The 12901-nt window shown below is 43.4% G+C and carries 8 protein-coding genes; 7 read left to right on the top strand and 1 reads right to left on the bottom strand.

The genetic code is table 11. The annotated features are described in order from the left end of the window. Positions 1-18 precede the first annotated feature (18 nt). The 3 genes from ftsH (at position 19) to F3J22_RS04280 (ending at position 3594) form a co-directional block, all read left to right on the top strand. Positions 19-2043, top strand: a complete 2025-nt coding sequence (gene ftsH, locus F3J22_RS04270) for an ATP-dependent zinc metalloprotease FtsH (RefSeq protein WP_167014623.1) — start codon at positions 19-21, stop codon at positions 2041-2043. An 8-nt stretch (positions 2044-2051) separates the two neighbouring features. Beyond that, the gene (locus F3J22_RS04275) at positions 2052-2687 is read left to right on the top strand and encodes a lactate utilization protein (RefSeq protein ID WP_167014625.1); all 636 of its coding nucleotides are present in this window, start codon (positions 2052-2054) and stop codon (positions 2685-2687) included. Positions 2688-2775: 88 nt separating this feature from the next. Next, positions 2776-3594, top strand: a complete 819-nt coding sequence (locus tag F3J22_RS04280; RefSeq protein ID WP_167014627.1) for a UDP-2,3-diacylglucosamine diphosphatase — start codon at positions 2776-2778, stop codon at positions 3592-3594. Here F3J22_RS04280 and recO read toward each other — a convergent pair. Further along, positions 3573-4310, bottom strand: coding sequence for a DNA repair protein RecO (recO, locus tag F3J22_RS04285; RefSeq protein WP_167014629.1), 738 nt, complete (start codon positions 4308-4310; stop codon positions 3573-3575). The two genes, F3J22_RS04280 and recO, sit on opposite strands and share 22 nt — an antisense overlap. A gap of 98 nt (positions 4311-4408) precedes the next feature. Here recO and F3J22_RS04290 point away from each other — a divergent pair, with 98 nt between their 5' ends. The 4 genes from F3J22_RS04290 (at position 4409) to F3J22_RS04305 (ending at position 12701) form a co-directional block, all read left to right on the top strand. Further along, entirely contained in the window at positions 4409-6823 is a 2415-nt protein-coding gene (locus tag F3J22_RS04290) for an RND family transporter (RefSeq protein WP_167014632.1), read from the top strand. A 232-nt stretch (positions 6824-7055) separates the two neighbouring features. Further along, positions 7056-7757, top strand: coding sequence for a hypothetical protein (locus F3J22_RS04295; protein ID WP_167014634.1), 702 nt, complete (start codon positions 7056-7058; stop codon positions 7755-7757). 513 nt (positions 7758-8270) lie between these two features. Beyond that, positions 8271-11297: a TonB-dependent receptor gene (locus F3J22_RS04300; RefSeq protein WP_167014636.1), complete on the top strand. Its 3027-nt coding sequence runs from the start codon at positions 8271-8273 to the stop codon at positions 11295-11297. 24 nt (positions 11298-11321) lie between these two features. Beyond that, positions 11322-12701, top strand: a complete 1380-nt coding sequence (locus tag F3J22_RS04305) for a RagB/SusD family nutrient uptake outer membrane protein (RefSeq protein ID WP_167014638.1) — start codon at positions 11322-11324, stop codon at positions 12699-12701. Positions 12702-12901: the final 200 nt, after the last annotated feature.

Below are 12901 nucleotides of genomic sequence, written 5' to 3' on the forward strand. Positions count from 1 at the left end.
GTAAAGGAGCGAAAGATTATGGAAAAAGGAGGCAATAACTTCAACAGGGGTTCAGACAAATCGCCTAAGAAAGGACCTAGGTTCACGATATATTGGGTTTATGCCTTTATTGGCCTTGCCCTGTTAGCGATGAATTTCATGGATATTGGATCTCACCCCCAGGAGATCAGCTTCCAGGAGTTCCAGGTTAAATACCTGAAACCTGGAGACGTGGACAGGCTGGTCGTTGTAAACAAGAAATATGTAGAAGTCTACATAAAGAAAGACAAATTAAAAGACCCGCAATTTAAAGACGTATCTAAAAGTAAGTTTGGTGGAGAAAATGCTGGTCCTCATTTCCGTTTTACCATAGGTAGCGAGGAAAGTTTCAAGAAAGATATCGACAAAGCCCAGGAAGGCGTAGCTCCTGAGAACCTGGTCAAGATCAGCTATGACGAAAGAACGAGCTGGTTTGAACCATTTATACAGTTGCTGGTGCCGTTATTGCTGATTATTGGTTTATGGGTATTACTCATGCGAAAAGTGGGTGGCCCTGCTGGTGGCAGCGGTGGACCGGGTGGTATCTTCAATATCGGTAAGTCTAAAGCTACCCTTTTTGATAAAGGTACCCGCGTAAACATTACTTTCAACGATGTTGCCGGTTTGGACGAAGCGAAAGTGGAAGTAATGGAAATCGTTGATTTCCTGAAAAATCCAAAGAAATACACCTCTCTGGGTGGTAAAATACCAAAAGGTGCGTTACTGGTAGGCCCTCCGGGTACTGGTAAAACCCTCCTCGCCAAAGCGATGGCAGGTGAAGCACAGGTACCTTTCTTCTCTATGTCCGGTTCCGATTTCGTGGAGCTGTTCGTAGGTGTGGGTGCCAGCCGTGTACGCGACCTGTTTAAACAGGCCCGTGAGAAAGCACCATGTATCATCTTCATCGATGAGATTGATGCAATCGGCCGTGCCAGAGGTAAAAACGTAATGATGAGCAATGATGAGCGTGAAAACACCCTCAACCAGCTGCTCGTTGAAATGGATGGTTTCGGAACTGACAGCGGTATCATTATCCTGGCAGCTACCAACCGCCCGGATGTACTGGATAGCGCATTGCTGCGTCCTGGTCGTTTCGACCGTCAGATCTCTATTGACAAGCCGGATCTGGCAGGTAGAGAGCAGATCTTCTCCGTACACCTGAAGCCAATTAAAACATCTCCAAACCTGGATATTAAGAAACTGGCTTCTATGACACCTGGCTTTGCCGGTGCCGATATCGCCAACGTTTGTAACGAAGCCGCCCTCATCGCTGCCCGTAAAGGCAAAACTGAAGTGGAAATGGATGACTTCAACGATGCGGTAGACCGCGTAATCGGTGGTCTGGAAAAGAAAAACAAAATCATCTCTCCGGAAGAGAAAGAAGTAATTGCCTACCACGAAGCGGGTCACGCTATCTGTGGCTGGTACCTGGAACACGCTAACCCACTCGTGAAAGTAACGATCGTTCCTCGCGGTGTGGCAGCACTGGGTTATGCTCAGTATCTTCCTAAAGAACAATATCTCTACAACACCGAGCAACTGATGGACGACATCTGTATGACCCTCGGCGGCCGTGCTGTAGAAGAAATCGTATTCGGCAAAATCTCTACCGGTGCACAGAACGACCTGCAGGTAATCACCCGCATGGCCTATGCAATGGTAACCGTTTACGGTATGAATGATAAAGTAGGTAACGTATCTTTCTACGATCCTAACAGCGATCAGTCTTTCACCAAACCTTATTCTGAGGAGACAGCGAAAATGATCGATGAGGAAGTTAGAAAACTGATCGACCAGGCTTATGCCAGAACTAAAGCCCTGCTTACAGATAAACTTGAACAGGTGAAAATCCTGGCCAAGGAACTGCTGAAAAGCGAAGTGCTGTACCAGGCAGATCTGGAAAGACTGATCGGTAAACGTCCGTATGATACCAAACAGGAACATCATGTTGCTGATGGTCTTACTTCAGATGGCGTTCAACCTACAGATATCATCAATCCATCACCATCACCTGCTAACGCGTAATTAGTAATATGAAGATTTCTCCTGCCAAGGAAAATATTCTGAAGCGAGTACGAAATGCTTTAAGTCAGCCAGTACAGTTGCCCTTCCCTAACTCGGAGGGCAACACTGCTGTTTTTAAAGCTGAAAGCGAAGGAATGGAAATCAGGTTCGCGGAAGAATTTACCCGCTTGCAGGGAAAATTTGTATTCTGCTCCGGTAAAACAGAACTCATCGAAAATCTGCGTGCTTTATGTGATAATAAGGAATGGCATAATGTATTCTGCCAGACGCCTTCTATCCTGAAGTATATTCATCAGGATGAGTTGCCTTGTCTGAACCAGGGCTCTATGCATGAAGCAGATGCTGCCATCACAGATTGTGAGTACCTGGTAGCACGTACCGGCACCGTTGTATTAAGCGCTGCACAGCCCAGCGGCCGTGCTTTGCCCGTATATACGCCGGTACATGTCATGATTGCCTACACCCACCAACTCGTTTTTGATCTGAAAGATGCGCTCCACAAGCTGAAAGATAAATATGGCAATGACCTTCCGTCCGCCATTTCTTTTGCAACAGGGCCTAGTCGCACTGCAGATATCGAAAAGACACTGGTCGTGGGTATTCACGGACCCAAAGAAGTATACGTCTTCTTAGTAGACGACTAACAAATAATATTTTAGCTGTTAGCAGGTAGTTGCCGGATAGTGACAAACTATGCCGCCGCTATCTGCTAACAGCTTCATAATTTTTAGCATGGATATTAATCTGCCAGCCAATAAGAAAATATATTTTGCTTCCGATTTTCACCTGGGAGCACCTAATGCTACTGCCAGCAGAGAAAGAGAAAGGACGATCATCAAATGGTTGGAAGATGCGGAGAAAGATGCCGCACATATCTTTCTGGTAGGCGATATTTTTGATTTCTGGTTTGAATATAAACATGTAGTTCCGAAAGGATATATCCGTATCCTGGGAAAACTGGCGGACCTCCGCGATAAAGGAATAGGGATTTCTGTTTTCATCGGCAACCATGATATGTGGATGAACGGCTATTTTGAAGACGAACTGGATATCCCTGTTTACTATGAACCGCAAACATATACTATTGCCGGAAAACGTTTCTATATTGGCCATGGCGATGGCCTCGGCCCCGGTGATCATGGCTATAAATTCCTGAAAAAAATATTCCGCAACCCGTTATGCCGGGTGCTGTTTTCCGCTCTGCATCCTGCTATTGGCATCTCTCTTGCCAACTACTTCAGCCGCAAAAGCCGTGCTGCCACCGGGCAAAGCCTGGAGCATTATCTCGGTGAAGAAAATGAATGGCTGGCCATCTACACAAAAGAGGTTTTACAAAAAGAACATTTCGATTATTTCATCTTCGGGCACAGGCATCTTCCGCTTGACCTGAAAGTAGGCGAAAACAGCCATTACATCAACCTGGGTGACTGGCTGAACTACTTCTCCTATGCTGTATTTGACGGGGAAACAACTACGTTGAAATTCCTTACAGCGTCTGGTGAAGCGGCAGCGCGTGAAGCATCAAAAATTCAGGCGTCTAAAATATCGTGAAGTATCGGAGGTGATTGCATCTCCACAAAATCCGGCAGGTGAAGCCGGAAAAACTCCAGGTAAGCGTACAACAGCTTTCTTCTTCTCTCCTTATTCATAGCAATTTTACCCAGTTGTGCCGCATCGGTACATTGAGAGATGGCATCTGTCAGCTCGCTGGCGGCTGGGTCCAGGTGATGGATGTGATGTGGTGGTAAATCGATATAATGCCCTTCCTGGAGGTCGAGGTAAGGCGTATATTCAGAGAACCTGCCGTTCAATTTGAAGCCCAGGTACTCCCCTACTTTTAATGTGAAGAATAAGGGCAGATTTGCCGCTATCGGCATTTCGGCGGTGTCGAGTACTTTCAGTGCGTTTTCTGCAAAATAATACAGCTCCAGGTGCTGTTCCGGTTGTTTCAGCGTTTTCTGCAGCAGCTCGATCATATAGAGTGCGACCGTATTTTTTACAATATTGAAATGCAGGGAATTGAAGATGAAGCCAAGTTTGAACTCCGATATGCGCTGCAGATTTTTGATTTCCTGGTGATAAACCACCAATTCCAGGATATTTCCAGGCTGAAGGAGGTTGCCACGGGCAGCCTTGGGCTTGCTGGACCTTACACCATTTACAATATAGGATTGCAACCCGAACAGTTCAGTAAATACACTGACTATCAGACTGGTGTCGCCGTATTTGACGGTACGTAAAACTATGCCGTTGGTTTTATGTAACATGGAGTAAAGCATGCAATTTAGCTAAAAGGTGGCGGTTAACAGCCAATAGCTATTTTAATTACCTTTACGCCCTTACTAAACTAAATTGAAAAATCCTCATGTGGCAACGTTTAGCCGGCTTTGTGCTTAAATATCGCTTCACACTCTTACTGATTTTGTTGGCCTCAACAGGCGTAATGGCATACTTCGCCAGCAAAGTACAGATGTCCTATGATTATGTGGCTACCATTCCGCATGATAATCCAAAATTTCTCGAGTTCCAGCAGTTTAAAAAGAAGTTTGGAGAAGATGGGAATATGATGGTGCTGGGTGTGCAGACAGATAAATTCTTTCAGAGAGATTTCTTCCGGGATTACATTCAGCTGAATAAAGATATTAAGCAGGTACATGCTGTTGAAAATATCCTGAGTGTGCCGATGGCGATCAATCTTACGAAGAATGACAGCACCAAGAAACTGGAGGCAGGATTGCTGTTTAAAGGGGATCTTTCCAGCCAGGAAACGATTGATAGTTTACAGCACGTTTTTAACACGTTGCTGTTTTATAAGGGCCTGTTGTATAACCCGGAAACACAGGCTTATCTGATGGCCATCTATGTAAACAAAGATGTGTTCAATTCTCCCAAACGTACGGCAGTAGTAGATTCTATCTATAAGATCACAAAAGCATTTGAAGAGAAGCAGCATACAACGGTACGGTTAAGTGGTTTGCCATTAATTCGTACAGTCATGGCCGTTAAGGTCGCAGATGAACTGAAATTATTTCTGAAGATATCTTTTCTGCTGACTGGTTTGATCCTGTTTTTATTTTTCAGGTCATTGGGGTCAGTATTGATGTCGATGGTGGTAGTGGCGATTGGTGTAATCTGGTCGGTGGCAACCATTGTACTGATGGGTTATAAAATCACTTTACTGACGGGGTTGATACCTTCGCTGATAGTGGTAATTGGGATTCCTAACTGTGTGTATTTTATCAGTAAATATCATACAGAATATGCGAAGCACCAGAATAAGGAAAGAGCATTGGTGACGATGATCCAGCGTATGGGTATTGTTACATTATTTACCAATATCACTGCTGCGATTGGCTTTGGTGTTTTCTGTTTTACCAACAGTGCTATTCTGAAGGAATTCGGTGTGGTAGCGGGTTTGAACATTATGTTCATATTCCTGATCTCCTTTATATTGTTGCCATCAGTACTGAGTTATCTGCCAGCGCCTAAGCTGAAACATATCTCTTACAGGGAGAGTGGGTTCATTAAAAAATTGCTCGACTTTATTACAACGCTGGTGTTTAAATATCGTACATCCGTCTACGTAGTTACCGGAGTTATGGTGATTGCGGCAATTATAGGTATGACGAGATTACAGTCTGTAGGCTATATGCTGGATGATATTCCGCATACGGACAAGTTGTATACGGACCTGAAATTTTTTGAAGCAAACTTCAAGGGTGTGATGCCGTTGGAGATTGCGGTAGACACGAAGCGAAAGAATGGTGTGGTGAATTTGCAGACGTTGAACAAGCTGGATGAGCTGACGCAGCTGATAGCGGCGCAGCCTGATTTTGCACGTCCTTTGTCGGTAGTGGAAGGTATTAAATTTGCGAAGCAGGCGTATTATAATGGCGACAGCAGTAACTATGCGGTTCCTAACCAGTTTGACCTTGGATTTCTTGCACCGTACCTGCGTATGAAAGCGCCGGCGGCCGGAGCGGCGGGTGCTAACAGTACTTTCAGTAAGCTGGTATCCTCGTTTATGGACAGTACGAAGCAGATAGCGAGGGTGAGTGTGAATATGGCCGATGTAGGATCAAAGCGTCTGCCTGCATTGCTGGATTCCTTGAAGCCTAAGGTGGATAAGATTTTCGACAGTAGTAAATATACTGTGACGTTTACAGGGACCAGTGTGATTTTCCAGGAGGGTACGCGATTTATCATCAGTGGTTTGACAGAGAGTATCTTATTGGCTTTTGTGCTGATCATGGGATGTATGCTGTATTTATTCAGGTCGTGGCGGATGCTGATTATATCATTGGTGCCAAATATTATTCCGTTGGTGGTAACTGCCGGTGTGATGGGTTGGGTAGGTGTTCCGTTAAAACCTTCTACGGTGTTGGTTTTCAGTGTGGCATTGGGTATAGCAATAGATGTAACGATTCGTTTCCTGGTGAATTTCAAGCAGGAGTTACCGCATCATAATCTGGATATATCCGAGACTGTTAAGCAGACGATACATGAGACGGGGTTGAGTATTATTTATACTTCGTTGATATTGTTTGCAGGGTTTATGATATTCAGTTTCTCGGAGTTTGGCGGAACAAAGGCGTTAGGGTGGCTAACTTCCCTTACGTTAATTGTAGCGATGCTGACAAACCTCACTATACTGCCGGCATTGTTGTTGTGGATGGAGAAGGCATTGTTGAAGCAGGCGAATAAAAAGCAGGAATTGAAAATGGTGGATGAGGCGGAGGATATGCCTATGGATAAGCTGGGAGTGGGCGATAAGGAGTAGTCTGTATAGAACTCATTATAGGTAAGGGATGGCCGTTGGCCATCCTTTTTTATTGTTTTCATGTGGATGAAATTCTACATTTTCTTAATACAAAAGGGGGGACTGGACAAAAAAAATGTATAAAGTAATCTAGTAAAAAACGTTTATCCGTCATATTTACCGTTCATCACAAACAGGTATATATCCACATAAAAAAGTTAGAGGTTTATAATGCCATTCTAACCACTAGTTCATGAAAAACAAATACTTAAAGGGCGCTCATTTGTCTGAGCGGAAATTTAAGGAGATTTTACGGCTGTTTGCCGATGATCTTACTGCCACGCAGATAGCGAATATCAGTGGCGTCAGCCGGGTAACGATCAACAGTTACCTGAAGAAATTAAGAAGCCAGATTGCACGTTATTGTGAGACGATGCATCCGGTAGCTGTACCTGTAGCAGCGATATTTGAGCGGGACCTGATGGTTCGTTCAGAGCAGGAAGAGGATACGTTGGTTGCTGTAAAGACCGAGGTAGACAAGGCGGTGAAGCCTGTTATCTTTGGGATTGTTAAATCGGCAGACCGGTTGTATACAGAGATTCTTCCTGATGTCAGCAGATCAATGATCCATGCGGCTACCCGGGGCAGATCAGTTCTGGAGAAGATAGGAACTACAGAGCGTTTGCGTCATTACACGGGAGTTGTTGATTTGGGTCAGTATCGTTTGTACCGGTTGGGTTCCAAGCCATCGGATGCGAGCGGCACACCACAGATGGACGAGGTAGATGCCTTCTGGGGGCTTACCAAGCATCGTTTAGCCAAGTTTAAGGGGCTGAACAGAAATACGGCTTATTTGCATTTGAAAGAGTGTGAATTCCGTTTCAATTACCGTAGCGATGATCTGTTTACGGTATTACTGGAGTTGTTAAAAACATATCCACTTACATTATCCTGATTTTATTTTCTAACCTAATGGCATTGGCCCGGCTGGACGTCAGCCGGGCTTTTTTGTGTGTTGTCACATGAAAAGTTTAACAATCTTTTTAGTTAAATAATTAACTATATGTGTTTTTTATACTGACAATCATCTAATTAGAAAGCATAAAATTAAATTATAAGTTATAGAAAAGTTAAAGCTTTGTTATCGGCATGTTATTGAACTAGTTAATACTTTAACTTTTTGTTAATAATTTCCTATATTTGGCACTGATTGAAAAATTATTAAGGAAACTGCTTGTGAGAAATAGGATGATTACTTCTTTGTTTGGTTTATTAAAAAAATCATAACAAAGAAGTACATTTCTTAGCGATTGTCATTTTTGAGGTATAATACATTTAGCCATAGCCAACGGACAAACTTTCTCGCCTAATTATCGATCACAAATTCTGTTTAACCTGGACTGTATTCAGACACGGATGGGCCGTGTACTGTAGTGATGATTTTTTATTAACGGAAACAAACATGCTTATGAGGAAAGTGTTATTTCTCCTCCTGGCCGTGCTATGCATTGGCGGTCAGGTCTTTGCGCAAAGTCGCACAGTATCGGGGAAAGTTACTGACGGAAGGGACGGTACTCCTGTTCCGGGTGTAACCATCCAGATCAAGGGTACCAGTAAAGGTACCACCTCCGGAGTGGATGGATCTTACAAAATCAACATTGATGATGAAAAAACTGTGCTGGTATTCTCTTTCGTGGGATTTGCCAAACAGGAAGTTATTGCGTCAGGTTCAGTATTGAACGTGAAACTTGCATCAGACGACAAGCAACTGAGTGAGGTTGTAGTTACCGGTTATACGCAGGTAGACCGTAAGAAAGCGGTGAGTTCAATTGCTGAAGTTAGTTCCAAGCAATTGGAAAACGTACCAATGCCGGATGTGAACCAACTCCTTCAGGGCCGTGCTCCTGGTGTGGTAAGTTCATCTGCGTCCGGTCAGCCTGGTTCTGTGCAGAAGGTTACTGTTCGTGGTATTGGTTCCCTGAGTGCAGGTGCTGGTCCACTGTACGTTATTGATGGTATCATCATGAATAACGGTCAGTTTAACTATGATGTACAATCTCAGAGCAGTGACATCATGGCGAACCTGAACCCGAATGACATCGAAAATGTGACTGTGCTGAAAGATGCGTCTGCATTGGCGCTGTATGGTGCACGTGGTTCTAATGGTGTTATCGTGATCTCTACCAAAAAAGGTAAAGCAGGTACTTCAAAAGTAAATTTCAAAGCACAGTATGGTTTTCAGTCTCCAAGCTTTGGTAACTGGAAACAAATGAACGGACAGCAGGCTTTTGATTACAAAAGAATGGTACTGGCTAACTCAGGATATTCTCAGGAACAGATTGATGCTGCGGTGCCGGATTCTCTTCTGAAACACACCACTGATTGGAGAGATGCTGCATTTCAGAATGGACGCACCCAGAACTATGAGATCAATTCAAGCGGTGGTAATGACAAAACGAAATACTTCCTTTCCGGTGGTTATTTCAGCCAGGATGGTGCTTTGATTTACTCTGGTATCAAAAGATATTCTGTAGTGTCTAATATCCAGCATAAAGTAAGTGATCGTCTGGACATCGGAATGAACCTGAATCTGTCTTACACGGATACTAAAAACTCCGATGCGGGTAACCGCTACAGTAGCCCGCTGATGGGTAGCTTCGCTAATAGCCCGCTTCTGCCGGCATATCAGCCTAATGGCGATCTGTATACAGGTTTGGAAGATTACTGGAAGGCTAATTCAGTTACCAAAGATAACTTCCTGTATTCTGCTGCAAGAAATGGTAATACTAACCAAAACTTCCGTGGACTGGGTAAACTTTACCTGAATTACAGAATTTTCGATTGGATGAAATTTAACCAGACAGTTTCCGGTGATCTGATCATGGCGCATCAGAAAACCTACCAGGATCCTACCACACATGATGGTTTTGCTACAGATCCTGCATCTGCCGGTTATTTATATGAAGCGAATCAGACTAACAGAACCATTACTTCACAGACCTCCCTCAGTGGTAACTTCAACATGGGCGAGAAGCACCAGTTTGATTACCTGGCTATGATGGAGTATGCACCTACTCATTTTGAAGGTTTCAGTTCTGATGGTACTGGTTTTGCCAATGGTCGGATCCGTGTATTGGATGCGGCTTCCACACCTCAGTCTGTAGGCGGTAACGCTTATGATTATCGTTTCCTTTCTTACCTGGGTCAGTTGAACTATACCTACAATGGTAAGTATTACATAACAGGGTCAGTAAGAAGAGATGGTTCCAGCCGTTTTGGTGCTGATAAGAGATATGCGACCTTCTATGCATTGGGTGCTTCATGGCGTATTATCGAAGAGTCGTTCATGAAAGACCAGCATGTCTTCTCTGATCTGAAGATCCGTGCCAGCCAAGGTACCAGTGGTAATGCCAATTTTGGTAACTACCAGGCAATGGCATTGTATAAATATGATATCGCTTATAATGGTTCTCCTTCCAGCAGACCATTTACTATTGGAAATCCAAACCTGACATGGGAAAAAAGTAGCAATACCAACTTAGGTATTGATATGGGCTTCTTCGAAAACAGGCTGACAGCTTCTGTTGATCTGTATTATAAGAAAAATACCAACCTGTTACAGGAGTTACCGATTTCAATGACCAATGGTTTTGCAACTATGTCCCAGAACGTTGGTAGCATTGCCAATAAGGGTATAGAGGCAAGTGTGTCTTCCAGAAATATCGAGCATAAAAACTTCCAGTGGAGTACAGACGTGACTTTTGCCATGAACAGAAACAAGATTCTGTCGCTGTATGATGGTCAGGACATTGTAAACCCTACTGATTATGATGGTACTGCGTACACTGGTACAATTAACAGAGTGGGCATGCCTGCATATACCTGGTACCTGAAACAGTGGGCAGGTGTTGATCCTAACAACGGGGACCCGCTGTGGTACAAAGCTGACGGAACAACCACCAATGATATCAACAAGGCCAACTACAGAACATTTGGTTCTACTATGCCTAAGTTTACATTAGGGTTTAACAATACTTTCAACTACAAAAACTTCACTCTTTCTGCCTTTATCTACGCTTCGCAGGGTAACCAGGTGATGAACGGTACCGCAAGATATGGTGATGCAGATGGTTATCGTATGAACTGGAACTATAATGTTTCAGCAGGAACTGATTACTGGACAACACCAGGACAGAGTGCATCCAGGCCTAAACCAATTGCAGGTGGTAATCACAACTCGACCGCTTTATCCACCCGCTACCTGGAAGATGGCTCCTACATCCGTCTGCGTAACGTAACCTTAGGCTATAACCTGCCTAAAACATGGTTAAAAGCTGCGAAGATCCAGAATATACGTGTTTATGCACAGGGTCAGAACCTGTTGACTATTACCGGTTATTCTGGTGTGGATCCTGAGATCGACTATACTGGCTATGAGTTCTTCAAGTATCCAGTAAGTAAAAGTGTAAGCTTCGGAGTTGATATCACTTTGTAAAATCTATTAAAGGAGAAAAGTTTTATGAAAAAATATATAATCGCGCTTGTTGCAGCAGGTTTGTTTATGCAGTCCTGCAGTAATAAACTGGATGTTAAACCATATGATTCTGTGGAAGCAGGAGAGGCATTATCTGACTTGAATGGTGTTAATACAGCGTTGGGTGGTGTTTATGATGTGCTTCAGGAAACAGCGTACTATGGCCGTAACTATTGGGTTATGACCGAGTTGAACGCAGATAATGGGTATATTTCTACCACCAACGGTAACAGATTCCTGAGTAGTTTTCGTCATGATTATGTGACAGCAGATGCAGATGTGGAAGATTTCTGGGCTTCAGCCTATAAAGGAATCATGCGTGCAAACAGGATTCTTGAAGCTGTTGATAATATCAATGCGTCACAGGATGATAAAGACCGTATCAAAGGGGAAGCGCTTTTTCTGCGTGCCCTGATGCATTTTGATCTGGTGAATGTATTTGCGCGTCCATATGCACAAGGTAATGGTGCACAGGCAGGTATTCCGATTAAGATCAAATATGAATTAGCTACTCCTGGCCGGAACACCGTTAAGGAAGTATATGATCAGGTAATAGCTGATCTGACACAGGCGAAGTCATTGCTGAAAAATATAGGTATCGGCACTAAATACAAAGCAAGTCAGTATGCGGCTTCCGCTTTACTGGCGAGAGTTTACCTGTATAAGGGCGATAAAGCAAATGCTATTACAGAAGCAACGAATGTAATCAATGCGGGATATCAGATTCAGGGATCTTCCATTGAATTCTATAGCACACCAGGAACTGCGGATGAAATTTTCACACTTCGTTTTATGGCTTCTGAGGCAACCGGTTCAAATGACATGGGAGCGATGTACCAGATGTATAGCTATGGTGATGTGAGAGTGTCGCCAGACCTTTATACCACATTGGATAGCAGCGATAGCCGTAATGTTTATTTTGAGGCTTATTCGCACGAATTCCTTAATGCCAAGTTTACTATTCAGGATGGCAAGGATGGATTAACCAGTCCTAAATTGCTTCGTCTGGAGGAAATGTACCTGGTACGTGCGGAAGCAAACAGCAGCACTAATCCGGATGCAGCGATTGCAGATGTGAATGTAATCAGAGAGAAGAGGAATCTGAAGCCATTGTCTGGTGTGGCACCAAATGCGGTATTGGATTCAGTTCTGGCTGAAAGTCGTAAAGAGTTCATGTTTGAAGGTCACCGTTATTTTGATTTATTGAGAAATGGGCGTGGTGTAAACAGGAACTTCTGTGGTAATCCGCTGGCGATTACTGCGCCATGTTCATTTGGTGCGAATGCAACCAATTTGATCTGGCCTATTCCGCAGGCGGAGAAAAATACCAATCCTGGTATTGAGCAGAATGAAGGATACGAATAACAGTAAGCGTGTTATAACTCAGGAGGGGTTCTGCGAAAGCGGAGCCCCTTTTTTTATGCAGATTTTATATATTTTTTATGAAGTTTTAACATATATTTATAAATTAAAAAATTGTTAAAGTATTTTTATCAAGAAAAGTTTTTGTATTTGAATTAAAAAAATATAGTTATATATTTGCTTAGGGGCAACAAATTCGTTAT

Origin of the sequence: Chitinophaga sp. Cy-1792 (assembly GCF_011752935.1) — a bacterium.
Classification (GTDB): domain Bacteria; phylum Bacteroidota; class Bacteroidia; order Chitinophagales; family Chitinophagaceae; genus Chitinophaga.

Excerpts from the sequence above, each read along its gene's own strand:
- F3J22_RS04295 (WP_167014634.1), top strand. The coding sequence starts at position 7,056 with ATGAAAAACAAATACTTAAAGGGCGCTCATTTGTCTGAGCGGAAATTT.
- F3J22_RS04280 (WP_167014627.1), top strand. The coding sequence starts at position 2,776 with ATGGATATTAATCTGCCAGCCAATAAGAAAATATATTTTGCTTCCGAT.
- recO (WP_167014629.1), bottom strand. The coding sequence starts at position 4,310 with ATGTTACATAAAACCAACGGCATAGTTTTACGTACCGTCAAATACGGC.
- F3J22_RS04305 (WP_167014638.1), top strand. The coding sequence starts at position 11,322 with ATGAAAAAATATATAATCGCGCTTGTTGCAGCAGGTTTGTTTATGCAG.
- F3J22_RS04275 (WP_167014625.1), top strand. The coding sequence starts at position 2,052 with ATGAAGATTTCTCCTGCCAAGGAAAATATTCTGAAGCGAGTACGAAAT.
- F3J22_RS04290 (WP_167014632.1), top strand. The coding sequence starts at position 4,409 with ATGTGGCAACGTTTAGCCGGCTTTGTGCTTAAATATCGCTTCACACTC.
- ftsH (WP_167014623.1), top strand. The coding sequence starts at position 19 with ATGGAAAAAGGAGGCAATAACTTCAACAGGGGTTCAGACAAATCGCCT.
- F3J22_RS04300 (WP_167014636.1), top strand. The coding sequence starts at position 8,271 with ATGAGGAAAGTGTTATTTCTCCTCCTGGCCGTGCTATGCATTGGCGGT.